This window comes from Agromyces kandeliae, from assembly GCF_009674665.1.
Taxonomy (GTDB): Bacteria; Actinomycetota; Actinomycetes; order Actinomycetales; family Microbacteriaceae; genus Agromyces; species Agromyces kandeliae.
Genome location: NZ_WKJD01000021.1, coordinates 112743 through 137006 on the forward strand (window position 1 = coordinate 112743; position 24264 = coordinate 137006).

The 24264-nt window shown below is 71.7% G+C and carries 18 protein-coding genes and 1 pseudogene; 4 read left to right on the plus strand and 15 right to left on the minus strand.

What is annotated here, in order from left to right; genetic code table 11:
• Positions 1 to 18: 18 nt before the first annotated feature.
• The 5 genes and pseudogenes from serA to GJR97_RS16285 form a co-directional block, all read right to left on the minus strand.
• A complete protein-coding gene (serA, locus tag GJR97_RS16265) occupies positions 19 to 1611 on the minus strand; it encodes a phosphoglycerate dehydrogenase (RefSeq protein WP_324613609.1) in 1593 nt (530 codons plus the stop codon).
• A gap of 160 nt (positions 1612 to 1771) precedes the next feature.
• Positions 1772 to 2170, minus strand: coding sequence for a bacitracin resistance protein (locus tag GJR97_RS16270; protein WP_154347825.1), 399 nt, complete (start codon positions 2168 to 2170; stop codon positions 1772 to 1774).
• Positions 2167 to 2670 (minus strand): Asp23/Gls24 family envelope stress response protein, encoded by a 504-nt coding sequence (locus GJR97_RS16275; RefSeq protein ID WP_154347826.1) that lies wholly within the window; start codon positions 2668 to 2670, stop codon positions 2167 to 2169. The genes GJR97_RS16270 and GJR97_RS16275 overlap by 4 nt, the downstream gene beginning before the upstream one ends.
• Before the next feature lie 62 nt (positions 2671 to 2732).
• Positions 2733 to 3026 (minus strand): annotated as a pseudogene (locus tag GJR97_RS18410) (5'-nucleotidase C-terminal domain-containing protein); the annotation flags it as partial.
• 232 nt (positions 3027 to 3258) lie between these two features.
• Positions 3259 to 3660, minus strand: a complete 402-nt coding sequence (locus GJR97_RS16285) for a hypothetical protein (protein ID WP_154347827.1) — start codon at positions 3658 to 3660, stop codon at positions 3259 to 3261.
• Positions 3661 to 3807: 147 nt separating this feature from the next.
• Between GJR97_RS16285 and GJR97_RS16290 the strand changes: the two genes are divergently transcribed.
• Complete coding sequence (locus tag GJR97_RS16290; RefSeq protein WP_154347828.1) at positions 3808 to 8052, plus strand: nSTAND1 domain-containing NTPase; 4245 nt, start codon at positions 3808 to 3810, stop codon at positions 8050 to 8052.
• 97 nt (positions 8053 to 8149) lie between these two features.
• Here the strand turns inward: GJR97_RS16290 and ilvC are convergent, their stop codons facing one another.
• The 5 genes from ilvC to GJR97_RS16315 all read right to left on the minus strand — a co-directional run bounded on the left by ilvC (position 8150) and on the right by GJR97_RS16315 (position 15594).
• A complete protein-coding gene (gene ilvC / locus GJR97_RS16295) occupies positions 8150 to 9178 on the minus strand; it encodes a ketol-acid reductoisomerase (RefSeq protein ID WP_154347829.1) in 1029 nt (342 codons plus the stop codon).
• A gap of 69 nt (positions 9179 to 9247) precedes the next feature.
• Complete coding sequence (ilvN, locus tag GJR97_RS16300; protein ID WP_154347830.1) at positions 9248 to 9757, minus strand: acetolactate synthase small subunit; 510 nt, start codon at positions 9755 to 9757, stop codon at positions 9248 to 9250.
• A gap of 1 nt (position 9758) precedes the next feature.
• Entirely contained in the window at positions 9759 to 11567 is a 1809-nt protein-coding gene (locus GJR97_RS16305; protein WP_154347831.1) for an acetolactate synthase large subunit, read from the minus strand.
• A gap of 46 nt (positions 11568 to 11613) precedes the next feature.
• A complete protein-coding gene (gene ilvD, locus GJR97_RS16310; protein ID WP_154347832.1) occupies positions 11614 to 13308 on the minus strand; it encodes a dihydroxy-acid dehydratase in 1695 nt (564 codons plus the stop codon).
• Positions 13309 to 13419: 111 nt separating this feature from the next.
• The gene (locus GJR97_RS16315) at positions 13420 to 15594 is read right to left on the minus strand and encodes a bifunctional alpha,alpha-trehalose-phosphate synthase (UDP-forming)/trehalose-phosphatase (RefSeq protein ID WP_154348069.1); all 2175 of its coding nucleotides are present in this window, start codon (positions 15592 to 15594) and stop codon (positions 13420 to 13422) included.
• A 145-nt stretch (positions 15595 to 15739) separates the two neighbouring features.
• On the opposite strand from GJR97_RS16315, the gene GJR97_RS16320 reads away from it, so the two are divergent.
• The gene (locus tag GJR97_RS16320) at positions 15740 to 16615 is read left to right on the plus strand and encodes a sugar phosphate isomerase/epimerase family protein (RefSeq protein ID WP_154347833.1); all 876 of its coding nucleotides are present in this window, start codon (positions 15740 to 15742) and stop codon (positions 16613 to 16615) included.
• 106 nt (positions 16616 to 16721) lie between these two features.
• Here GJR97_RS16320 and GJR97_RS16325 read toward each other — a convergent pair whose 3' ends face one another.
• The 3 genes from GJR97_RS16325 to GJR97_RS16335 are packed head-to-tail and all read right to left on the minus strand — an operon-like array spanning position 16722 to position 22462.
• Positions 16722 to 18968: a YhgE/Pip domain-containing protein gene (locus GJR97_RS16325; protein ID WP_154347834.1), complete on the minus strand. Its 2247-nt coding sequence runs from the start codon at positions 18966 to 18968 to the stop codon at positions 16722 to 16724.
• Positions 18965 to 21859, minus strand: coding sequence for an MMPL family transporter (locus GJR97_RS18865; protein ID WP_154347835.1), 2895 nt, complete (start codon positions 21857 to 21859; stop codon positions 18965 to 18967). The genes GJR97_RS16325 and GJR97_RS18865 overlap by 4 nt, the downstream gene beginning before the upstream one ends.
• 9 nt (positions 21860 to 21868) lie before the next feature.
• Entirely contained in the window at positions 21869 to 22462 is a 594-nt protein-coding gene (locus tag GJR97_RS16335) for a TetR/AcrR family transcriptional regulator (protein WP_154347836.1), read from the minus strand.
• A 127-nt stretch (positions 22463 to 22589) separates the two neighbouring features.
• Between GJR97_RS16335 and GJR97_RS16340 the strand changes: the two genes are divergently transcribed.
• Positions 22590 to 22778, plus strand: a complete 189-nt coding sequence (locus GJR97_RS16340) for a hypothetical protein (RefSeq protein ID WP_154347837.1) — start codon at positions 22590 to 22592, stop codon at positions 22776 to 22778.
• 141 nt (positions 22779 to 22919) lie between these two features.
• On the plus strand, positions 22920 to 23363 hold the full coding sequence (locus tag GJR97_RS16345) for a hypothetical protein (RefSeq protein WP_154347838.1): 444 nt from the start codon (positions 22920 to 22922) through the stop codon (positions 23361 to 23363).
• 131 nt (positions 23364 to 23494) lie between these two features.
• Here GJR97_RS16345 and GJR97_RS16350 read toward each other — a convergent pair whose 3' ends face one another.
• Positions 23495 to 23710, minus strand: coding sequence for a hypothetical protein (locus GJR97_RS16350; protein WP_154347839.1), 216 nt, complete (start codon positions 23708 to 23710; stop codon positions 23495 to 23497).
• A 187-nt stretch (positions 23711 to 23897) separates the two neighbouring features.
• A complete protein-coding gene (locus GJR97_RS16355) occupies positions 23898 to 24125 on the minus strand; it encodes an RNA-binding S4 domain-containing protein (RefSeq protein WP_154347840.1) in 228 nt (75 codons plus the stop codon).
• Positions 24126 to 24264 lie beyond the last annotated feature (139 nt).

Consider the following 24264-nt stretch of genomic DNA (forward strand, 5'->3'; position numbering starts at 1 on the left):
CGCGGCATTCGTCTCGGACTAGGACTCGGTGATGTCGACCTCGACGAGCACGTCGGCGGCGATCGCCTCGCCGACCCGCTCGAGCACCTCGGCCGGCACCGGCGAGTCGACCGTGAGGACCGACAGCGCCTGGCCGCCCGCCTCGCGGCGCGCGATCTGCATGCCGGCGATGTTGATGCCCGCCTCGCCGAACTCGCTTCCGTAGACGGCGACGATGCCCGGGCGATCGGTGTACAGCATGACGATGTGGTGGTCGGCGATCGGCACCTCGACGTCGTAGCCGTTGATGCCGACGAGCTTCTCGGTCTGCTTGGTGCCGGTGAGCGTACCCGACACCGACACCTGCGTGCCGTCGGCGAGCGCGCCGCGCAGCGTGATGACGTTGCGGTACTCGGGGCTCTCGGCATCCGCGATGAGGCGGACGGCGACGCCGCGCTGCTCGGCGAGGAGCGGCGCGTTGACGTACGAGACCGACTCGCTGACGACGTTCGTGAACACGCCCTTCAGCGCGGCGAGCTTCAGCACGCTCACGTCGTAGTCGACGAGCTCGCCGTGCACCTCGACGTCGAGGCTCTCGAGCGGACCCTGGGCGAGTCCGGCGAAGAGCTGGCCGAGCTTCTCGACGAGCGGGATGCCGGGGCGCACGTAGGGGTCGATGATGCCGCCCGCGACGTTCACGGCGTCGGGTACGAGCTCGCCCGCGAGTGCGAGGCGCACCGACTTCGCGACCGAGATGCCTGCCTTCTCCTGCGCCTCGTCGGTCGAGGCGCCGAGGTGCGGCGTGACGACGACGTTCGGGAGGGCGAGGAGCGGCGACTCCTTCGGCGGCTCCTGCACGAAGACGTCGAGGCCGGCGCCCGCGATGGTCTTCGCGACGAGCGCGTCGTGCAGTGCGTCCTCGTCGATGAGGCCGCCACGAGCGACGTTCACGACGAAGGCCGTCGGCTTCATCTTCGCGAGCTGGTCGGCGCCGATCATGCCGGTGGTCTCCGGCGTCTTCGGCATGTGGATCGTGATGAAGTCGCTCTGCTCGAGGAGCTCGTCGAGCGTCACGGTCTGCACGCCGAGCTGCTGGGCGCGCGCGGCCGTGATGTAGGGGTCGTAGGCGATGACCTGGACGCCGAACGCCTGCAGGCGCGCGGCGATGAGCGCACCGATGCGGCCGAGGCCGATGATGCCGACCGTCTTCTCGTAGAGCTCGGTGCCGGTGTAGGCCGAGCGCTTCCACTCCCCCTGCGCGAGCGCGGAGTGCGCGGCGGGGATGTGCCGGGCGAGGCTCAGGATGTGGCCGACCGTGAGCTCGGCGGCCGAGATGATGTTCGAGGTGGGGGCGTTCACGACCATGACGCCCGCGGTCGTCGCGGACTTGATGTCGACGTTGTCGAGGCCGACGCCCGCACGCGCGATGACCTGCAGCTTCGGCGCTGCGGCGATCGCCTCGGCGTCGACCTTGGTGGCCGAGCGGACGAGGATCGCGTTCGCGTCGGCGAGCGCCGCGAGCAGCGCCGGGCGGTCGGTGCCGTCGACGTTGCGGACCTCGAAGTCGGGCCCGAGGGCGTCGACGGTGGCGGGCGAGAGTTCTTCGGCGATCAGCACGACCGGCTTGGTCACGGACGGATCCTCACTGCGATTGGGGATGCGGTGCGCGCACCGCGGGACGTCGCGCCGGCATCGTCGGGGCGCGGATGACGCGGCCAGCCTACTTCAGGGGTATCGCGCCGCCCGAATCGTGTGACGCGCGCAGACGAGCGGCCGCATCCGTCGCCGTCGCTCAGGCGAGCAGCGCGCCCGGCCCGAACATCAGCAGGATGTCGAGGTAGAGCGCCGCCGACACGGCGAGCCCCGCGAGGTACAGCGCGGCCTGCACGAGCGCGCTGCGGCGCCGTCCGATGAGGAAGGCGATCGCGAAGAGCGCGACCGGCAGGAGGATCGCGAGGATGAGGACGATCCAGCCCGTGCCGCTGAGCGTCGTGCCGAGCGCGGAGGCGACGCCGGCGATGCCCACGAGGTTGCCGACGGCCTCCCACGCGTCATAGGCGAAGAACAACCCGAACACGATCGCGAGCGCCAGTTCGAGCCAGAACGGCGTGCGGCGGCCCGGCGTGGTCGCCGTGGCGCCGGTGTCGGCCGGCCCGGCGTCGGGGTCCGTCGAGTGCGGCTCGGCGTTCATGCGGTCACCCCCGCCACGAACGGAACGGGCACCAGCACGACGGCACCGACCGCGAGCCAGGTGAACCGGAGCGGGACCCGCCCGCGCGTGAGCGCGAACGCGACCGCGAACCACAGGGCCGGAGCGATCACGGCGAGCGCGAGACCGAGCGCGAACATGAACTGCCCGACCGGGTCGGTCGCCGTGTTGGTCACGCGGAGCACCGTGAGGATCCATCCGAGCGTGTAGAGCAGGAACACGCCGCCGAAGACCCCCAGCAGCACGAGCTCGGCCGAACCGATCTGCGGCCCCGCAGGGGCGCCTGCGACTGCGCCGCCCCCGGTCGCCCCGTCTGCGTCCGCGGTCGTGGATGCCTCGGCATCCGTCGCCTCGTCGTCGCGGCCTCCCGCCGCGCCACCGGGCGTCGTCGGCTCGCCGACCCGCTTCCACCCGGGCGCGAGCGTCGCGTCCTCGTCTCCCTCCCAGCGGAGGGCATCCTCATCGTCGCCGTCACGGCTCATGCGGATCAGCCTAGCGACGGCCGTGCCCGCCGAACGCGTCGGCGGGCACGGCCGGCCGCTGATCAGAACACCGGCGTCCCGTCCCGCGTGAGCCGCCAGTTCGCGACGTGGAAGTCCACCGGGTCGATGACGCCCGCCTCCGACGCGTACGACACGATGGCCTCGCGGATGGCAACATGCGCGTTGTACGCGACCGGCGCCGACGCGATGTGCGGGAAGCCGCCACCGCCGGACTGCCGGTAGTTGTTCACTGCGACGAGGAACCGCTGGTCGGATGCCACCGGAGCTCCCGCGTACGAGAGGTTCGCGATCCGCGAGCCGACGGGCTGCGAGCTGTCGACGTCGTAGTCGACCCCCCGAGAACTGGTCGTAGTTGTCGTCGGGCGTCCCGCTCGCGTTCGTCCACGCGGTCGGGGTCACGGGTCGCCGGGCGCGACCTGCGCGAAGTACTTGGTGGAGTCTGCTCATTCGCGCACGCCGTTCCGGACCCCGGAATCACCGCATGGGGGGCCGCTCGGATCGACCCCGCCATGCGGTTGCCCCGCTGCCGTCCTCCGGTCGGGAGCGGCTCCGTGAGATCTGCACCGATCAGCCGCAAGTTCCCGCCGCGAGTCGTTCCGCGGTGTCGGCGGTCACCAGCGGCCGCTGCGCGAGTGCGAGGACGGCGCACTCCTTCACGGTGCGGGGCTGGCGACCGGTCGCGGCGGCCATCCGCTGCTCGATGCGGTCCGCGGGGAGCCCCGCGAACTCCTCGGCCAGCGCCTGGCGCCGCTCCGCCTCGCGGAGGATGGCCTCCTCCAGGCGGTCGGCCGGTGCGAGGTGGGACAGGTACGCGGGCCGCTCCGCCCGGGCGGCCGCCGGCACCCCTCCGCCCTGGGTCTGCGCGGCAGTCGCACAGGCCGAGAACGACAGGGCGACTCCGACGGCGGCCACGATCCCGGCCGAGGCGCGAACGATGTGTGCGCGGCGGTTCCCGATGCGAGTGTTCATGATGCTCCCTTCGGCCGGAACGACTCCGGCGTTCGCCTTCACGCTCGCAATCGCGGATATCGGCGGACGATCGGCAAATATCCACGCGATATCCGTCCCGGCGCGACATCATTGACCGGCAACTGACGATTTCTCGATACTTCAGGCATGACCATGCGGATTCTCGGCCCGATGGACACCGGCGGCCCCTCGCTGAGCCCGAGGGAACGCACCATCCTGACCGCCCTCATCGTGCGCCGTGACGTCGCGATCTCGCCCGCCGAGCTCGCCGAGGCCTGCTGGGGCGAGGAGCCCCCGGCGACATGGGCGCAGCAGGTCCGCAACGCCGTCGCGAAGATCCGGTCGAAACTCGGCGCCGACGCCGTGCGCACGGTCGGCGTCGACTACCGCCTGGGCATCGAGCCCGACGCCATCGACGCGGTGCAGTTCGAGCGCGCGGTCGCCCAGGCTCGGCGGCAGGCGCTCCAGGGCGCGCACGATCGTGCGGCGGCGGGATTCGCGAAGGCGCTCGCCCTCTGGCGCGGCGCCCCGCTGCCGGATGCCCCGGACTGGCCGCCCGCCGTCATCGAGGCCGCGCGGCTGGTCGAGATCCGCCGCAGCGCCGAGGAGGAGCGGCTCGACGCCAGGCTCGCGGCCGGCGAACGCGGCGCCGTGATCGCCGACGCCGAGCGCCTCGTGCGCGAGGAGCCGCTGCGCGAGCACCGCTGGGCGATCCTCGCGCTGGCGAACTACCGGGCCGCCCGCCAGGCGGAGGCGATCGCCGTCATCCGCGGTGCGCGAGCGCGGCTCGCCGAGGACCTCGGCATCGATCCGAGCCGGAGCCTCGTCGAGCTCGAGACGGCCATGCTCCGGCAGGACCCGGACCTCGAGGCGCCCGCCATCGCGCTGGCCGAGCGCGAGATCGCGGCATCCTGCCCGTATCGAGGGCTCGCCGCATACGGCGACGGCGACCGCGCGCTCTTCTTCGGCCGCGACGCCGACATCGAGGAGGTCCTTGCGCGCTGCCGTCGCCAGTCGGTGGTCTCGGTCGTCGGTCCGAGCGGGTCGGGCAAGTCGTCGCTCGTGCGCGCGGGCGTCGTCCCGCGGCTGCGCGACCAGGGCCGCGAGGTCCTGATCGTCACGCCCGGCGGTGCGGGCGCCGAGCAGTTGCGGGCGGCGTTCGAAGGCGGTGCGGCAGTGGTCTGCATCGATCAGGCCGAGGAGTTCCGGACGCTGCCGGAACACCAGCTCCGCGAGATCGGCGCGCGCTCGGCCGAGTGGGTCGAGCGCGGCGGATGCCTCGTGCTGGCGCTGCGCTCCGATTTCATCGACGGGGCGACCGGCATCCCATCGCTCGGGACGCTGGTCGGGCGAGGCCTGTACGCGCTGTCACCCCTCGGTGAAGCCGGCCTGCGAGCGGCGATCACCCGCCCCGCCGAATCCGCGGGACTCGAACTCGAGCCAGGCCTCGTGGAGCTCATCCTGCGCGATGCGGGCGATCGGCCCGGCATCCTTCCAGCACTGTCGCACGCGCTCGTCGCCACGTGGTCCAGACGCGAGGGCGCGACGCTCACGGTCGACGGCTACGAGACGTCGGGGGGTATCGCCGGCGCGATCGCCCAGTCGGCCGAGCAGGTGTTCCAGTCGCTCTCCCCCTCCCGCCAGGAGGTCTGCCGGTCGCTCATGATGCGGCTGGTCGAACGCACCCCGGAGGGCATGACCGTGCGACGCCGGGTGCCGCTGGCGACGCTGAGCTCCAACCCGGAACGGCGTGCCGTCGTCGAGGGTCTGGTGCGGGCCCGTCTGGTCACCATCGACGGCGACGCGGCGATCATCGCCCACGAGGCGGTGGGCACCACCTGGCCGCGCCTGGACGGGTGGCTGACCGAGGACGCGGCGAACGCCCGCATCCTGCGACAGATCGAGGCCGCCGCGGCCGCATGGGACTCCGCGGGGCGCCCGCCCGATGACCTGCTGCGCGGTGCCCGCCTGCACGGCGCGACGGACTGGCGCGACGGCGTGGACCCCGACCTCACCCCGGTCGAGACGGCGTACGTCGACGCCTCGCTCGAACTGCACCGGTCGGAGATCAGAGAACTCGAAGCACGCTCGGCCCTCGATCGCCGGCGCAACTCGTGGCTGCGGGGCGCGCTCATCGGGGCGGCACTGCTTCTGGTCGTCGCGGTCGTCTCGGGCGGCATCGCGGTCGTGCGCGGCAACGATGCGGGTGCCGCCGCCGAGGACGCGACGATCGAGGCACTCGCCGCCACCTCGCTCGCGATCCGCGACAGCGACCGCGATGTCGCAGCGCTCCTCGCGGTCGAGCTGCAACGTCGCTGGCCCGACGACTCACGTGCCCGATCCGCCCTGTTCGGAACCCTCACCAGCGCGGACGGGCTCGCGGCCCGGCTCTCCCTCGGCGAGTCCCGCGTGAACGGCGCGCTGATCCCCGGCACCCGGACGGCGTTCGTCGTGGAGGATCGTCTCATCGACGACGAACCCCAAGGTGTCACAGCCGAGCCCCGTTCCGTCCGGGTGATCGACCTCGACACGGGCGACACGGTTCGCGAGTACGCCGTCGACATCGCGCCGGTGGACTCGAGGTTCGAGCGCGACGTGTTCGTGAGCGAGGACGGCTCGATCGCGTTCATCCAGTCGGGCGCACTGCGCGATCCGGCGCGTGACAGTTGCTGCAGGAACTTCTTCGATGCGGTGGACCTGGCAACCGGGGAACAGCCGTTCGCGACGGTGGACTTCGACGACCGCACCGGGCAGCGCCCTGCCGTGACCCCGGACGGGTCCCGCGCCTACTTCAACCACGCCATCACCGCGGATCCGGGCTGGATCGACCTCGTGACCGGGGCGGTCACGCTCTCGGTGGAGCACGATCCGCTCGAATTCGAGGGCCTGCCCCTGTACACCAGCGGGCTGGCGCTGATCGACGACCGGCTGTACATCGGCGGCGAGGAGGGCATCGTCGTCTACGACGCCTCGAGCCTCGAGCGGATGACGCGGCTGGGCGACCTGCCGGGCGACCTGGTCAACCAACTGTTGTTGGCCGACGGCGAGGGCGGGCTCATCGTCGCCGGGAACGAGGGCGGGGTCGCGCGCCTCGATCTCGCCTCCGGCGAGGTGATCTGGCAGCGCGCCGCCGACGAGGTGCGCTGCGGCGAGGCGATCGTCGTGCCGCCCGACCGATTCGTCTGCACCGACGGGATCGGCCAGATCCGTCAGTTCGAGCTCGCGACCGGTCGGGAGACCGGCGCGGCGCTCGACACCCTGTCGGACTGGAATCGCGGGCTCGGCCTCCTTCCCGGAACCGAGGAGGTGGTGACGTTCACCACCCGATCTCCGGCATCCGTGCTGCGATGGCGCGTCGACGGCATGCCGGCCATCACCCGCCCCATCGCCGAGGGCCAGGTCGCGGTCGACGGGTTCGGCGCCGACGACGCGCTGCTCATCACCGCCGACGCGCCCGCCGCGCGCGGCGCATCGCCCGGGGCCGTCCGGCTGTGGAATGTCGGGGACGACACGCGGGCGAGCGACGACGCGTTCGAGCAGGTGTGGGTCGGCCGGGACACCGTCGCGGTGAAGCAGACCGGGTTGGGCGACCAGGTGCTGCGTTCGGTCGACTCGGACGCGATGGTCGACATCGGCGTGCCCGACGACGCTCGCGCGGGATGGTTCGTGCCGCAGGGCTCGACCGGTCCCTACGGCTTCGTGGTGATGCACGAGGGGCTGCTCGCCTTCGACCCGAGTACCGGCGAACCCGTGAGGCTGATCGAGACCGCGATCGACCCCGTCATGTTCGGGACCGGGCATTCGCAGGTCGGCGAGGACCGGGTCGCGTTCACGTGGTGGGACGCCGACCTCGGCCGCACCGTCACGGGCGTGTACGACATCGCCTCCGGCGAGGAGGTCGCACGCGGACTCGAGGACGACGAGAGCGTCGTGGGCCTGCCCGACGGCGACGTGGTGAGCGCGAGTGCGGCTCGCCTCAACCGGAGCACGGGTGATCTCGAGCCGGTGCACTCGCTGCCCAAGTCCGGCGTCACTCCGGCCTACATGAACGTCAGCGCCGACGGCACGACCCTACTGCTGTCGGGTCACGACCAGAGCGTCGCGCTCTACGACGTCATCGACGTGCGTCGGCTCGGCGACGAGATCTCGACACCCCAGAGCCCGAGCCAGTGGTGGCCGGCCGGGTTCCTGAGCTCCGACGGCCGCCTGATGGCCACGAACACCTTGGACGGCGTGCTCCTCTGGGACCTCGACGCCGACGCCATGCGCGACGCCGCGTGCCGCATGGTCGGCCGCGACCTCACCGAACTCGAATGGGCGACCTACTTCGGCGACGAGGCGCAGCTCGCCACCTGCGCCGACTCGATCGGGTCGGGTGTCACGGCGGGCTGACCGCCGCGAGACGGATACTCGACGAGGGCGCCCAGCACGCGATGTGCATGGGCGCCCTCGTGAACCAGTGCGGTGACGGTCGCTGAAGCGCGACCGACTAGCGAGCGACCTCGCCGTCGACGTAGTCGTCCTCGCTGACCTGGGTCCACGCGAACAGCTTGCGCAGCTCGCGGCCCGTGGTCTCGATGGGGTGACCCTCGCCCTTGGCGCGGAGCTCGAGGAACTCCTTGGCGCCGTTGTCCTGGTCGTCGATGAAGCGCTTGGCGAACGCGCCCGACTGGATGTCGGCGAGCACGGCCTGCATGTTCTCCTTGACGTGCGGGTCGATGACGCGCGGGCCCGAGACGTAGTCGCCGTACTCGGCGGTGTCGGAGACCGACCAGCGCTGCTTCGAGATGCCGCCCTCCCACATGAGGTCGACGATGAGCTTCAGCTCGTGGAGCACCTCGAAGTAGGCGATCTCGGGCTGGTAGCCGGCCTCGGTCAGGGTCTCGAAGCCGTACTGGACGAGCTGCGAGACGCCGCCGCAGAGCACGGCCTGCTCGCCGAACAGGTCGGTCTCGGTCTCCTCCGTGAAGGTCGTCTTGATGACGCCCGCGCGGGTGCCGCCGATGGCCTTGGCGTACGACTTCGCGAGGTCCCAGGCGGTGCCGGAGGCGTCCTGCTCGACGGCGATGATGTCGGGGATGCCGCGGCCGGCGACGAACTCGCGCCGGACGGTGTGGCCCGGCGCCTTCGGCGCGACGAGGATCACGTCGACGCCCTCGGGCGCCTCGATGTAGCCGAAGCGGACGTTGAAGCCGTGGCCGAAGACGAGCGTGTCGCCGGTCTTCAGGTTGTCCTTCACCGAGTCGGCGTAGATGTGGCGCTGGAACTGGTCGGGCGCGAGGATGACGACCACGTCGGCCCAGGCCGAGGCATCCGCCACGCTCTTGACCTCGAAGCCGGCCTCCTCGGCCTTCTGGGTCGACTTCGACCCCTCCTTGAGGCCGATGACGACCTCGACGCCCGAGTCGCGGAGGTTCTGCGCGTGCGCGTGGCCCTGCGAGCCGTAGCCGATGACGGCGACCTTCTTGCCCTGGATGAGCGAGAGGTCGGCGTCCTTGTCGTAGTAGATCTCAGCCATTGCTGTTCTTTCTCCTTGGGTGGGGTTCAGGTGACGGATGCTTCGGCGCGCCGCCGCGGCATCCGCTGGTCAGTTCTTGAAGACGCGCTCGGTGATCGACTTGCCGCCGCGTCCGATGGCGAGGAGGCCCGACTGGGCGATCTCCTTGATGCCGTAGGGCTCGAGGACCTTCAGCAGCGCGGTGGTCTTGCCGGAGTCGCCGGTGACCTCGATCACGAGCGCGTCGGTCGAGACGTCGACGACGCGGGCGCGGAAGAGGTTCACCGCCTCGAGCACCTGCGAGCGCGTGGTGTTGTCGACGCGCACCTTGATCAGCAGGTGCTCGCGCTGCACCGACTGCGTCGGGTCGAGCTCGACGATCTTGATGACGTTGACGAGCTTGTTCAGCTGCTTGGTGACCTGCTCGAGCGGCAGGTCCTCGACGTCGACGACGACGGTGATGCGGCTGAGGCCGTCGATCTCGGAGTGGCCGACCGCGAGCGACTCGATGTTGAAGCCGCGGCGGGCGAAGAGTCCCGCGACGCGGGTCAGCAGGCCGGGCTTGTCCTCGACGAGGAGGGAGAGCACGTGGGTCGACATGTCAGTCCTCCTCGCTGAAGGCCGGCGCATGGTCGCGCGCGTACTGGATGTAGCTGTTCGAGACGCCCTGCGGGACCATCGGCCACACCATGGCGTCGGCCGACACCACGAAGTCGATCACGACCGGGCGGTCGTTGGTCTCGAGCGCGAGCTTGATTGCGTCGTCGACCTCCTCCTCCGTCGTCACGCGGATGCCGAGCGCGCCGTAGGCCTCGGCCATCTTCACGAAGTCGGGCACGCGCGCGGTGTCGTGTCCGGTGTTCAGGTCGGTGTTGGAGTACCGGCCGTCGTAGAAGAGCGTCTGCCACTGGCGGACCATGCCGAGGGAGGAGTTGTTGATGACCGCGACCTTGATCGGGATGTCGTTCAGGGTGCAGGTCGCCAGTTCCTGGTTCGTCATCTGGAAGCAGCCGTCGCCGTCGATCGCCCAGACGGTGCGGTTCGGCTCGGCGACCTTGGCGCCCATGGCCGCCGGGACCGCGTAGCCCATGGTGCCCGCGCCGCCGGAGTTCAGCCACGAGTTCGGCCGCTCGTACTTGATGAACTGCGCCGCCCACATCTGGTGCTGGCCGACGCCCGCCGCGTAGACGCCCTCGGGGCCGGTGAGCTCGCCGATGCGCTGGATCACGTACTGCGGCGCGAGCAGGCCGTCGGAGGTCGGCGCGTAGCCGAGCGGGTACTCGGTGCGGAGGCCGTCGAGCGTCGCCCACCACTCCTCGAGGTCGGGCGCGCCCGCCTTGGTGACCTCGCGGTACGCGGCGAGCAGGTCGACGAGGACCTCCTTCGCGTCGCCCACGATCGGCACGTCGGCGGCGCGGATCTTGCCGATCTCGGCCGGGTCGATGTCGACGTGGACGACCTTCGCGTCGGGCGCGAACAGTGCGGCCTTGCCGGTCACGCGGTCGTCGAAGCGCGCGCCGAGCACGATGAGCAGGTCGGACTCCTGAAGCGCGAGCACCGCCGGGACGGTGCCGTGCATGCCCGGCATGCCGAGGTGCTGCTGGTGCGAGTCGGGGAAGGCGCCGCGCGCCATGAGCGTGGTCACCACCGGTGCGCGCGTGCCCTCGGCGAGTGCGAGGAGTTCGTCTGACGCACCGGCGCGGATGATGCCGCCGCCGACGTAGAGCACCGGGCGCTTGGCCTCGGCGATGAGCTGCGCCGCGGCGAGCACCTGCTTGCCGTGCGCCTTCGTGATCGGGCGGTAGCCGGGCAGGTCGAGCTTCGGCGGCCACGAGAAGGCGAACGTCGCCTGCTGGGCGTCCTTCGTGATGTCGACGAGCACGGGGCCGGGCCGGCCGGTCGAGGCGATGTGGGCTGCGGCCGCGATCGTCGCCGGGATCTCCTCGGCGCGCTTGACGAGGAACGAGTGCTTCGTGATCGGCATGGTGATGCCGACGATGTCGGCCTCCTGGAACGCGTCGGTTCCCATGAGGTTCGAGAACACCTGGCCGGTGATCGCGAGCAGCGGCACGGAGTCCATGTGCGCGTCGGCGATCGCGGTGACGAGGTTCGTCGCGCCGGGGCCCGAGGTCGCGATCGCGACGCCGAGCTTGCCGGTCGACGACGCGTAGCCCTCGGCGGCATGGCCGGCGCCCTGCTCGTGGCGGACCAGGATGTGGCGGAGGCGACGGCTGTCGAGCAGCGGGTCGTAGACGGGGAGGATCGCGCCGCCGGGCAGTCCGAACACGTCGGTGATGCCGATGAGCTCGAGCGATCGCACGACCGCCTCGGCTCCGGTGAGCATCTCGGGCCCGTTCTGGGACTGCGACAGGGTGGCGGGCGATGGCACGGGGCTGGCTTCCGTGGTCATTCGATTCCTGTTCATGGTGATGGTGAGTTCGGGACAGGCGAGAGCCTCAGCCCGTCGTCGCGCCTTCGGCTGCGGAGCGCACGAGCTTCGAGTACTTCGCGAGGACGCCTCGGGTGTAGCGCGGGGGAAGTGCGGCCCAGCCGTCGCGGCGGGCTGCCAGCTCGGACTCGTCGACCAGTAGGTCGATGGAACGAGCCGCGATATCGACCCGAATCAGATCACCATCGCGCACGAAGGCGATCGGACCTGCGTCCACCGCCTCGGGTGCCAGATGGCCGATGCACAGGCCGGTTGTGCCGCCTGAGAATCGACCGTCCGTCAAGAGTAGTACATCTTTTCCGAGCCCAGCGCCCTTGATGGCGGCGGTGATGGCGAGCATCTCGCGCATGCCGGGGCCGCCCTTGGGGCCCTCGTAGCGGATGACGACGACGTCGCCGTGCTTGATCTCGCCCGCGGTGAGTGCATCCATCGCAGCGCGCTCGCGCTCGAACACCCGGGCGGGGCCCTCGAAGGTCGCCGCGTCGAAGCCGGCGGTCTTCACGACCGCGCCCTCGGGGGCGAGCGACCCGTGCAGGATCGTGAGGCCGCCGGTCTCGTGGATCGGGTTGTCGAGGGTGCGGAGCACCTCGCCGTCGAGGGCGGGGATGTCCATCTCGGCGAGGTTCTCGGCGAGCGTCTTGCCCGTGACGGTCAGTGCGTCGCCGTGCATGAGCCCGGCGTCGAGCAGCGCCTTCATGAGCACGGGGAGGCCGCCGCGGCGGTCGACGTCGTTCATGACGTACTTGCCGAAGGGCTTGAGGTCGCCGATGTGCGGCACCTTCGAGCCGATGCGGTTGAAGTCGTCGAGGGTGAGCTCGACCTCGGCCTCGCGGGCGATGGCCAGCAGGTGGAGCACGATGTTCGTCGAGCCGCCGAGCGCCATGCCGACCGCGATGGCGTTCTCGAACGCCTTCTTGGTGAGGATCCGGCGCGCGGTGATGCCCTGCTTCAGCAGCTCGACGACCGCCTCGCCCGAGCGGTGCGCGTAGTAGTCGCGGCGGCGGTCGGCGGATGCCGGGGACGCCGACCCCGGCAGCGAGAGCCCGAGCGCCTCGGCGACCGACGCCATGGTGTTGGCGGTGTACATGCCGCCGCACGCACCCTCGCCGGGCGCGAACGCGCACTCGATGCGCTTGGCGTCCTCCTCGCTCATCTTGCCCGCCTTGACGGCGCCGACGGCCTCGAACGAGTCGATGATCGTGATGTCCTTCTCGGTGCCGTCCGACAGGCGCACCCAGCCGGGGGCGATCGAGCCGGCGTAGAGGAACACCGAGGCGAGGTCGAGTCGGGCGGCGGCCATGAGCATGCCGGGGATGGACTTGTCGCAGCCCGCGAGGAGCACCGAGCCGTCGAGGCGCTCGGCCTGCATGACGACCTCGACCGAGTCGGCGATGACCTCGCGCGAGACGAGCGAGAAGTGCATGCCCTCGTGGCCCATCGAGATGCCGTCGGAGACCGAGACGGTGCCGAACTGCAGCGGGTACCCGCCGCCGCCGTGCACGCCCTCCTTCGCGGCCTGCGCGAGGCGTCCGAGCGAGAGGTTGCAGGGCGTGATCTCGTTCCACGAGGACGCGATGCCGACCTGGGGCTTGTCCCAGTCGGCGTCGCCCATGCCGACCGCGCGGAGCATCCCGCGACTGGTGGTGGCCTCGATGCCATCCGTGACGACGCGACTGCGGGGCTTGGGATCGATCTCCGACATGGGTCCGAGTCTACGGGCCGCGCGCGACCCGTTTCGCCGGGCGACCGGCGCTCGCGGCGCCATTCGTTCGCCACGGCGTCCAGTGCGAGGCGGATGCCGCGCCGCGGCGTTTCAGCGCGCGGCGTCGCGCGCGTCGGCGAGGAGCTCCAGGAGCTCGGCGACGTCGTCGGGGCCGTTCAGGCGATACGCGGCGAGCGACTTGCCCTGGCCGACCTTCACGCCGACGTCGACGCCCTCGAGGACCGCGAACGCATCCTCGTCGGTCACGTCGTCGCCGACGTAGATCACGGCGTCGGCTCCCGCGTGCTGTCGCAGCCGGAGCAGCGCCTCGCCCTTGTCGCTCGCGCGGACCGCGAACTCGAGCACGTTCTTGCCCGAGCGGGTCGCGAGACCGGGCAGCTCCTGCTCGACCAGCTCGCGGGCGCTGCGCTGCAGTGCGGCGCCGGCTCCGGCGCCCAGCTTGCGGGTGTGCAGCGCGATGCCGGCGGGCTTGCGCTCCACCCAGGCGCCGTCGGCGGCGGATGCCGCCTGCTCGACGATCTCGATGAGCTGCTCGAGTCGCGTCAGCTCGCCCTCGCGCAGGTCGATCGTCACGTCGCCCCCGCTGTCGAGCTGGAGCTCCACGCCGTGCGATCCGCTGAGGAGCGCGGCGACCGGCGGCGACGCGACCTCCTTGAGGCTGTCGAGCGCCCGCCCGGAGACGAGCGCCACCCGGGTGTCCTCGTGCTCCGACATCCGTTCGATCGCGGCGCGGGCCTGCGTGGTCGAGCGGGCGTCCTCCGGCCGGTCGACGATCGGGGCGAGCGTGCCGTCGAAGTCGAGCGCGACGAGGAGCCTCGGCGCCTCGGCGAGCTTGGCGACGGCACTGCGCAGCCCGTCGGGCACGCCCGGCGCGATCTTCCCGACCCCGGTGAGGGTCTCGAGGAAGGTCGCGGACCAGTTCGCGACGTCGTTCTCCTTGACGCGCTTGCGGAGCACCCGCATCCGGCGGGCCCGCTCGCGCTTCGAGAGCTTCGTGGCCTCGACCATGGCGTCCTTCAGGCCCTCGATGTCGTGCGGGTTCACGAGGATCGCCTGGCGGAGCTCGTCGGACGCCCCCGTGAACTCGCTGAGCAGCAGCACGCCGTCGTCGTCGTACCGGCTCGCGACGTACTCCTTCGCGACCAGGTTCATGCCGTCGCGGAGCGCCGTGACGAGCATGACGTCGGCCGCGAGGTAGAGCGCCGCCATCTCCTGCCGGGGGTAGCCGTGGTGGAGGTACGTGATGGCTGGGTGCCCGAGCGTCGAGTAGTCGCCGTTCAGGCGTCCGACCATGAGCTCGATCTCGTCGCGCAGCTGGCGGTAGGTCTCGACCCGCTCGCGCGACGGGCTCGCGACCTGCACGAGGGTGGCGTGCTCGACCGAGAGCCGGCCGTCGCGCAGCAGCTCGCCGAACGCCTTCATGCGGTGGCGGATGCCCTTGGTGTAATCGAGCCGGTCGACACCGAGCATCACGACATCGGGGTCGCCGAGGCTGCGACGGATGGCGCGGGCGCGCTCCTGCACCTCGGGCATGCGTGCGAGCTCCTCGAACGCGGCCGCGTCGATCGAGATCGGGAAGTGTCGCGCGACGACGTGGCGCACCGCGCCGTCGTCGCCGGGGACGTCGACCACGGTGCCGCGCGTCTTGTAGCCGAACAGGCGACGGACCGCTCGCGAGAAGTTCCCGGCATCCGCTGCCCGCTGGAACCCGATCACGTCGGCGCCGAGCAGGCCCTCGACGACCTGGCGACGCCAGGGCAGCTGCGAGTAGATGCCGTAGGCGGGGAACGGGATGTGGTTGAAGAAGCCGATGACGAGGTCGGGCCGTGCCTCGCGGAGCATCCGCGGCACGAGCTGCAGCTGGTAGTCCTGCACCCACACGACCGCGCCCTCCGCGGCGGCGGCCGCGGCCGCCTCGGCGAAGCGGCGGTTGACCGCGACGTACGCCTCCCACCACTCGCGGTGGAAGCTGGGCGGCGCGATGACGTCGTGGTAGAGCGGCCAGAGCGTGTCGTTCGAGAAGCCCTCGTAGTACTCCTCGATCTCCTGCTCCGAGAGCGGGACGGGCACGATCGAGATGCCGTCGTGCTCGAAGGGCGCGAACTCGCGGTCGGCGACGCCGGCCCAGCCGACCCAGGCGCCCTCGTTGGCGCGCATGACGGGTTCGAGCGCGGTGACGAGCCCTCCCGGCGAGGCCTTCCACTGCGTGTCGGCGCCCTCGCCGCCGACGTAGTCGACTGGCAGGCGGTTGCTGACCACGACCATGTCGTAGATCGGCTCGATGTCTGGCTCGGTGTCGGAGTCGGTCGCGGGCTTCACGTCGTCGGATCCTCCTGGCGGCTCGGGAATCAGGCTAACAGCCGAAGGTCCCCACCCGATCCCCAGCCGTCGGGGCTAGACTTCGAGCCTCATGATCCGTATCGGTATGAGCACCACTTGCGTGTACCCACTCGAACCCGAGCACGCCTTCCGAATCGCGAAGGATGCCGGGTTCGACGGCGTGGAGATCATGGTCACGCAGGAGGCGACGACGCAGGATCCCGCGGCCCTCATCGAGATGTCGGAGCGCTACGAGCTGCCGATCCTGTCGATCCACGCCCCGGTGCTGCTGCTCACGCACTTCGTGTGGGGCCGCGACCCGCGCATCAAGCTCGCCCGCACCGCCGAGCTCGCGAAGGCGGTCGGCGCCGACAGCGTCGTCGTCCACCCGCCGTTCCGGTGGCAGGCGAGCTACGCGCTCGAGTTCCTCTCGATCGTCCGCACGCTCTCCGAGGAGCACGGCGTCGCCATCGCGGTGGAGAACATGTTCCCGTGGCGCGCCGCCGGCCGGAACATGAAGGCGTACGCGCCCGGCTGGGACCCGCGCCAGATGGACTGCGACGCGGTGACCCTCGACTTCTCGCACGCCGCGCTCTCCGGAACCGACAGCATGCAGCTCGCGACCGACCTCGGCGAGCGCCTGCGTCACGTGCACCTGTGCGACGGCTCGGGCGCGATCGGCGAGGGCCAGATCTTCGACGAGCACCTGCTTCCCGGGCGCGGCAAGGAGCCCGTCGCCGAGGTGCTGCGCATGCTCGCCGACCGGGGATGGGACGGCGCGGTCGTCGCCGAGGTGAACACCCGCAAGGCGAAGACCGAGGCCGAGCGGCTCGAGATGCTGCGCGAGACCGTGGCGTTCGCGCGCGAGCACACGGCGGTCGCGGCAGGCGTTCCCACGCCGGAGCCGGCGCACGGTTCGCCGCTGCGCCGCGTGATCGACGCGATCATCCCGGGCCGCAACTCGTAGCGGTCGCCGAGCCCGACCGGCCGCGCCGCGGCATCCGCTCGAGCCCGCCGTCGGCGGTCGCCTGCGGCGGCGCCGGGCATGAGCCTCGACGCCGCCGCGCTGCCGGTCAGGCGCTCGCGGGTGCGAGCCGCGGTGCGGTGCGGATGCCGCGGCGTCGGGCGACCACGATCGCCGTGCCCGCCACCCCGAGCACACCGAACAGCATCAGCGCTCCGGCCGCGGCCCAGACCCCGGATCCGCCTGCTCCCGACACGATGAGCTGCATGCCCTGCACCGCCCAGGTCAGCGGCAGGAACGGGCTGATCGCCTGGTAGGGACCGCTCACGATCTCGAGCGGGTAGACGCCGCCGGATGCCGCGAGCTGGAGCACCACGAGCACGAGCGAGACGACCGTGCCGATCCGCCCGAGCCAGGCGCTGAGGAACGCGTGGATCGCCGTGAACACCACTGCGAGCAGCGCCGAGAACGAGAGCGTCTGCGGCAGCAGCGACCAGGCGACGCCGAGCACGGTGTGCATGAGCAGCACCACCGCGGCCGCCTGCGCGAGTCCGATGAGCGAGCCGCGGAAGAGCGTGCGTGCGACGAGCGTGCTCGTCGGCGCGGTCGTCTCGAGCGCCTCGCGGCGGAACGGCCGGAAGACGAGGAAGAGCGTCATCGCGCCGAGCCACAGCCCGATGGGGCCGATGAGCATCGCGACGACCTCGCCGAACGTGGAGATCTCGTTGGCCCGCGTCGCCTCGGTGACGACCGGCTCGGCGACGACGCCCGCGGTCTCCTCCGGGTCGAGTCCCTCGAGCGACGAGGTGCCCGCGGCGCCCTGCGCGAGGCCGTCGGCGAGCTCGCCGGTGCCGTCGGCCAGCTGGGCCGCGCCGTCGGCGGACGCGGCAGCGCCATCGCTCAGCCGGGTGAGGCCGCTCGCGATACCGCTCACGCCGGACGCGAGGCCGTCGGCGCCGTCGCGCAGGGCGGGCGAGCCGGCAGCCGCCTGGGAGGCGCCTCCGGAGAGCTGCGAGATGCCGGACTGCAGGCCGTCGATGCCCGAACCGGTGCCGGAGACGAGTGCGGCGCCGCCCGCGGCGAGCTCGTCGAAGCCCGTCGCGGTGCCGGCGCGGAGCGCATCGCCGCCGTCGACCAGCTTCGTGAAGCCATCGGCGGTGCCGGCCCGGAGCACGTCGCCACCGCCCACGAGCTGGTCGAAGGTCGCATCCGTCCCGGCGATGAGGTCGGCACCGCCGTCGGCGGCGGCGTGCACGCCGGCGGCGTACTCCTGGATCGCCGCCTGCAGTGCGGCGCCGGTCGGGTCTGCCGCGAGCAGCGCGGGGACGGATGCCGCGAGCTGATCGCCGGCGGTCGCCAGCCCTCCGATGCCGTCGACGTAGTCCGACGTCCCCTGGGCAAGGCCGTCGCCGGCGAGGCCGATGCCGTCGACGTATGCCGCGATGCCATCGTCCACGCCGGTGCCGGCCGACCGGACGCCCCCCACGTACTGCGCGATGCCGCCGTCGATGCCGGCTCCGGCCTGTGCGACGCCGCCGACGTACTGCGACACGCCCGAGGTGATGCCGTCGAGGCCGCCCGCCTCGGCGTCGAGGGTGCCGAGGCCGCCCGCGAGCTGCTCGACGCCCGAGGTGTACTGGTCGACGCCGGAGGCGTACGCGACGGCGCCGTCGGCCGCCTGCGCGGAACCGTCGGCGGCCGAGCCGATGCCCCCGGCGAGCTGGTCGAGACCGCCGGCGAGCGAGTCCGCGCCGTCGGCGAGCCGACCCGCGCCGTCCGCCGCATCGCCGAGCGAGCCGCCGACCTGCACGAGGTTGCCGTAGAGCCCCTCGAGGTACTGGGTGGTCAGCTCGTGCCCGAAGGTCGTCGCGATCGCGTCGCCGACGGTCGCGCCGATGGTGCCCGCCAGGTAGCTGTGGGCGTCGTCGGTGCGGATGTCGAGCGCCGCCGTCGTCGGCGCGTCGCCGGCGAGCGAGGTGACCGAGGCCGAGAAGTCGGCCGGGATGGTGAGCACCGCGTACGCCTCGCCGTCGGCGAGCTTGGCCGCTGCCTCCTCGTCGTTCGAGATCGTCCAGTCGAACCCGGTGTCGCCGTCGCCCGTGAGCTCGGTCACGAGCAGGCGACCCGCCAGGACCGGCTGCTCCTCGCCGTCGGGCGTGGTCGTCGTGACCATCTCGTCGTTGTTCACCACGATGGCGGGGATCGAGTCCATGCGCTCGTCGGCGCCGCCGATCGCCCCGGCGACGAGGCCTGCGACGGCGAGCGGGACGGCGATCACGGCCGCGAGCAGCGCGGCGCGGCGACCTCGGCGGCGGACCGCGGGTGCGGCCTGGGCTGGGGCGTCGGGTCGGGTCATCGGAGTGCCTCCATCGGGCGGGTGGCGAGGTCGATCGTGCGGATGCCGCGCGGCTCGAGCGCCGCGCCGGCGGCGTCGAGGTCGGCGTCGGGGTCGGCGGTCGCGATGAGCACGACGCCGGGGGGCAGGATGCGGTCGAGCGCCGTCCACGCGGCGGCCGAGCCGGAGAGCCCGTCGAAGTCGACGACGATCGCGCGGGGGTGCTCGGCGAGGGCCGCCGAGACCGTGACGAGCAGTCGGTCGAGCGCGTCGAGCGACGCGATCGGGGTGTCGGGGTCGATCGTGCGCGAGCGGCGGGAGGTCTCGTCGCCCGGCGCCGTGCGCGCGTCGGCGACGCGACGCAGGGCGGCGTCCACGGCCGATCGGGTCGAGTCGAGTCGGTACCACGCGCGGGTCGCGTCGGCACGCGCGGCGATGAGCTCGCCGGCGCCGCCCGCGGCCGCGGCATCCGCTGCGCCGTCGGCGATCGCGACGCGGCGCATGACCGTGCCGGCGTCGATCGGGAGCGGTGCGCCGAGGACCGCGAGGCGCCCGCCCGCGGGCAGCACGCGCCCGGCCAGCGTCGCCGCGACGAGGCGGCGCTCGGCCGGCTCGCCGAGCACGACGAGGGCGCCGCCGCGCGGCACGCCGACGGAGATCGGGCCGATCGGCGCCGCAGGGTCGCCGACGAGGAGGTCCTCGGCGAGCACGTCGGCGTCGCGCGCGGCCGCCCACTCCGACTCCGCGAGGTGGGCGCGCAGGCCCTCCCCCTCGATGTCGACGTCGGGGAGGATCCGGCCGAGCCACTTCGGCAGCCACCAGGCGCCGCGACCGGCGAGCGCCATCGCCGCGGGGACCAGCGTCATCCGCACCAGGAACGCGTCGAACGCCACGCCCACGGCGAGCGCGAACGCGATGCCCTTGATCACGCCCGTCCCCTCGGGCACGAACGCGAAGAAGACGAAGAACATGATGAGCGCCGCCGCCGTGACCACGCGCGCGGCGTGCTGGAAGCCGTGCACGATCGAGTTGCGCGCATCGCGGGTCTTCACGAACTCCTCGCGCATGCCGGAGACGAGGAACACCTCGTAGTCCATGGCGAGCCCGAAGAGGACGGCCATGAGCAGGATCGGCAGGAAGCTGAGGATCGGCCCGGGCTCGATGTGCATCAGGTCGGCCATCCATCCCCACTGGAAGACGGCCACGGTGAGGCCGATCGCACCGAACGCGGAGAGCAGGAACCCGAGCGCGGCCTTGATCGGCACGAACAGCGATCGGAACACGATGAGCAGGAGGATCACCGACAGGCCCACGACGATGAGCGCGAACGGCACGAGCGCGTCGTTCAGGCGCTGCGAGATGTCGATCGAGACGGCCGTGTAGCCGGTCACTGCGATCGGGGTGCCGAACTCGTCGACGATGTCGTCCTCGAGCGCGCGGATGTCCTGCACGACCACCTTGGTCTCGGGGTCGGTCGGCGCCGACTCCGGGATCACCTGGATGATCGCGGTGTCGACGGTCTCGTTCGGCAGGCCCTGCCCGACGTAGGCGACGCCGTCGACCGCGGCGAGCCGGGCGCCGATCGCGTCGAGGTCGTCGAAGATGTCGGTCGTCTGCGTGATGTCGACGGTGACGATGAGCGGGCCGTTGTAGCCGGGGCCGAAGCCCTCGGCGATCATGTCGTACGCCTCGCGCTGGCTCGTGCCCTCCTCGCCCTGCCCGCCGGGCAGGTTGAGGTCGAGGCTCGCCGCGGGGACCGCGGCCGCGCCGAGGAGGCCGACGACGAGCAGCACGAACACGACCGGGGCCTTCAGCACGGTGTCGACCCAGCGGCGACCCATCGTGCGCTTGCCGGAGTCGTCGGAGGCGACCGCGCGCCGGTGCGCCCGGCTGCCCGGCTTCGGTGCGAGTCGGCCCTTCGCCAGGCCGAGGAGCGCCGGCAGGAGCGTGGTCGCTCCGAAGACGGCGACGAGCACCGCGAACGCGGCGCCCACGCCCATGACGCTGAGGAACGGGATGCCGACGACGAGGAGGCCGAGCAGCGCGATGATCACGGTGAGGCCCGCGAACACGACCGCGCCGCCCGCGGTCGCGACGGCCTCCGCAGCGCTCTCCTCGGGGTCCATGCCGCGGGAGAGCTGGGTGCGGTGACGAGACAGGATGAAGAGCGCGTAGTCGATGCCGACCGCGAGGCCGATCATGACCGCGAGCATGGGCGCGGTGCTCGACACCGTGGCGAACGCGGCCACCACGGTGATGCCGCCGAAGGCGGTGCCGACGCCGACGAGCGCGGTGAGCAGCGGCATCCCCGCCGAGAGCAGCGACCCGAACGTGATGAGCAGCACCACGCCCGCGAAGATCACGCCGAACGCCTCGGTGATCGTCAGGCCGAACGTGGTCTCCTGGAAGACCTCGCCGCCGAACGCGACCTCCAGCCCGGCGTCGCGGCCGGTTTCGCCGGTGGCGAGCACGGCGTCGATCTGATCCTGCGTGACATCCGTCACCTGGCCGTCGAACTGCACCTGGATGTACGCGGTGCGGGCGTCGTCGGAGACCTGGTCGCCGGCGTACTCGTCGAACGGGCCGAGCACGCTCGCGACGCCGTCGACGTCCTCGAGATCGGACTCCATGTCCTCGATGGCGTCGCGGTACGGGGCGTTCTCGACCGAGTCGCCGTCGGGCGCCTCGACGACGGCCTTCGCCGACGCACCCGCGGTCTGGGGGAAGACGGCGGCGAGCTGGTCGATCGCGTCCTGGGACTCGGTTCCGGGGATCGCGTAGGACTCCTGGAGCTGGCCGCCGAGGCCGATGCCGGCGCCGACGAGCCCGCCGAGGGCGATCACCCAGGCGATGATGACGACCCAGGCGCGACGGTAGGCGAAGCGTCCGATGCGGTGGAGGAGGAGGGCCACGGTTCTCTCTCAGTTGCTGGGGGTTCGGGCGGGGGTGAGGATCTCGGCGATGATGCGCCGGAGCGCGTCGCGCATCTCGTCGTCGCTCGGGAGCGTCGACTCGTCGGCGAAGTTCCGGCCGGCGGTGAGGAGGAACGCGGCTCCGCCGATGGCGATGCCGAACCGCACCTGGTCGTCGACGCTCTCGCGCTCCTCGCACACTGCCGACGCCAGGCGGCGGACGGCGACGTTCGCGCGGGCGATGACGGGCAGCTCGGCGAGGCTCTGGCCCTGGGTGAGGAAGACGTGCACCGCTTCGCGATGCTCGAGCAGGAGGTCGACGACGCGGTCCACGAGCTCACGACGGCGACCGGAGCCGCGCCCGGCGAGGAAGACCTCGAGCACGTCCTCGAAGCCCTCCACCGCGGGCTCGATGGCCGCCTCGAGCAGCGCCTCCTTCGACCCGTAGTGGTAGAGCACGCTCGACTTGGCGTAGCCGGCGGCGTCGGCGATGTGCTGCAGCGACGTGCCGGCGAAGCCGACCGTCGCGAACTGCTCGAGGGCGGCCTGCTTCAACTCGTCGGCAGCGCGCGCACGCGGGACGGGCGTGACTTCGGTGGGCATGCCGTCGACGCTAATTGACCGATCGGTCAGAGTCTGCACGATCGGTCAGACTCCGGGCGTTCTCACAGCCTCGACGGCACGCGTCAACCGGTCGCGCGAGCCGATCCGAACGCGATAGCGTTGCGGAATGCGCAAGTACCTCTTCAGTGGAGCGGTCCTGAGTTCGCTGTTCGGCGCGGTCGGAGTCATCCGCGCGACGCAGGCCGGGCCGCGCGACTGGAGGCTCGTGCTCATGTGGATCTCGTGGGCCGCCACGCTCGCCATCGCGATCGGAACGGTCGCAGACGAGCAGAAGCGCCGCGAACTGGCCGAGTAGCCTCGGCCGACCCGAACCGTCCGCGTCCGACGGCTCGACGCCCCCGCGGCGTGTCCGAGCCCGGGGGGTCGCCGCGTGACGGACACTGGACGAAACGCCGTCCGACGTAGTCCGCCACCCGTCCCGACCGAGAGGACACCGATGTTCCGCCGCTGGCGCCGCGCACGGCTCGCCGCACAGGCCGCAGCCCACACCGCACCCGCGCCCTCGCCCCGCGCAACGGCCGCAGACCTCCGCGGCGAGCACATCTTCGAGCTGGTCAACGCTCGACTCTCGCGATTCATCGGCCCGGACGGCCAATGGTCCCTCGTCCGCCGCCAGGCGGACGACTCCGACCGCATCTTCCAGGCGATGCTCACCCACCAGATCGCCGCCGAGGTGACCCGCGCGATCCTCGAGGAGCGCGAGCAGGTCGCCGTCGTCGTGCCCGCCGATGAGACGTCGCACGCGCTCAGCTGGACGCCGGCCCCGCTCGTGATGTGGGCAGACCCGGTCGCGGTCGACGAGACGGATGCCGCGTCGCCCGAGCCCGAGGCCGAGAACGTCGCCCTGCTGGCCGTCGAGGAGTCCGCGCGGGCCGCCTGACGGCATCGCCCCGGGTTCCGCCCGCTGGGCAGCGCGGAATGCACGGCCTTCGTCGATCCGCAGACGAGTCGGCGGCTCGGGACCCGAAGGTTCCGAGCCGCCGACGACAGCGGTGAGCCCGTCAGGGGATCTCAGCCGCAGATGCCCCTGGCGGTGTCGTTCTTGCCCTGCCCGCCGATCGCCTTGACGACGTCTCCGACGTTCGTGAAGCCGAGCGCGCCTTCGGTGTTGATGGTCTTGTGCACCTGGCCGAAGCAGGCAGCGTCGGCGGGCGCAGCGTGCGCGGGGCCGGCGAAGCCGAGCGTGGCGAGGGCGGCGATGAATCCGGTGGCGAGAATGCGCTTCATTGAACTTCCCCTTCGATCGGCGGGTGCGTATTCACCCTTTACCGGTACTTCCGCCACGAACGCGGTTTCGGATGCACCCCGGAGGTGGGAATCGAGAATTCGCGAGTGCGATCCCGGAATCGTGGGCATCCGCCGGATGCCTCGATCGGTTCGGAGACCCCGCGGAACGCCCGGGGCGGCGGTCCACTCAGGGGGCGACGCGAACCGCGCGTCCATCGAAGCTCACGACGTCTCCGAGCGTCAGCTGCCGTCCGCGTCGCCGATCGACCTCGCCGTTCACCGTCACGCGGCCGCCGACGATGGCCTCCTTCACGTCTCCACCGGAGTCGAGGAGCCCGGCGAACTTCAGGAACTGCCCGAGGCGAATGCCCTCCCCACCGATCGGGACGTCGTCGATCGGAGCCGGGTTCGTCATGCCCGAATGCTCACCGAGACCACGGCGCCCGCCCTGCGTCGGCGCGGCGCAGCGGCCGGGGCGGCGGCCCCGGCACTCCAAAATCGGCCGGGGAATCTTGTACGGCCACCTCGCGCGGCCGTTCCCGGGCGTTCGTAGC

Bases quoted from the DNA above. Each gene is read 5' to 3' on its own strand.
- GJR97_RS16315 (WP_154348069.1), bottom strand. From the start codon at position 15,594: ATGGTCGTGGTCAGCAACCGCCTGCCAGTCGACTACGTCGGCGGCGAG.
- GJR97_RS16270 (WP_154347825.1), bottom strand. From the start codon at position 2,170: ATGAACGCCGAGCCGCACTCGACGGACCCCGACGCCGGGCCGGCCGAC.
- GJR97_RS16345 (WP_154347838.1), top strand. From the start codon at position 22,920: ATGTTCCGCCGCTGGCGCCGCGCACGGCTCGCCGCACAGGCCGCAGCC.
- GJR97_RS16305 (WP_154347831.1), bottom strand. From the start codon at position 11,567: ATGACCACGGAAGCCAGCCCCGTGCCATCGCCCGCCACCCTGTCGCAG.
- GJR97_RS16335 (WP_154347836.1), bottom strand. From the start codon at position 22,462: ATGCCCACCGAAGTCACGCCCGTCCCGCGTGCGCGCGCTGCCGACGAG.
- GJR97_RS16350 (WP_154347839.1), bottom strand. From the start codon at position 23,710: ATGAAGCGCATTCTCGCCACCGGATTCATCGCCGCCCTCGCCACGCTC.
- GJR97_RS16325 (WP_154347834.1), bottom strand. From the start codon at position 18,968: ATGACCCGACCCGACGCCCCAGCCCAGGCCGCACCCGCGGTCCGCCGC.
- GJR97_RS16275 (WP_154347826.1), bottom strand. From the start codon at position 2,670: ATGAGCCGTGACGGCGACGATGAGGATGCCCTCCGCTGGGAGGGAGAC.
- GJR97_RS16290 (WP_154347828.1), top strand. From the start codon at position 3,808: ATGACCATGCGGATTCTCGGCCCGATGGACACCGGCGGCCCCTCGCTG.
- ilvN (WP_154347830.1), bottom strand. From the start codon at position 9,757: ATGTCGACCCACGTGCTCTCCCTCCTCGTCGAGGACAAGCCCGGCCTG.
- GJR97_RS16320 (WP_154347833.1), top strand. From the start codon at position 15,740: ATGATCCGTATCGGTATGAGCACCACTTGCGTGTACCCACTCGAACCC.
- GJR97_RS16340 (WP_154347837.1), top strand. From the start codon at position 22,590: ATGCGCAAGTACCTCTTCAGTGGAGCGGTCCTGAGTTCGCTGTTCGGC.
- ilvC (WP_154347829.1), bottom strand. From the start codon at position 9,178: ATGGCTGAGATCTACTACGACAAGGACGCCGACCTCTCGCTCATCCAG.
- GJR97_RS16355 (WP_154347840.1), bottom strand. From the start codon at position 24,125: ATGACGAACCCGGCTCCGATCGACGACGTCCCGATCGGTGGGGAGGGC.
- ilvD (WP_154347832.1), bottom strand. From the start codon at position 13,308: ATGTCGGAGATCGATCCCAAGCCCCGCAGTCGCGTCGTCACGGATGGC.
- GJR97_RS16285 (WP_154347827.1), bottom strand. From the start codon at position 3,660: ATGAACACTCGCATCGGGAACCGCCGCGCACACATCGTTCGCGCCTCG.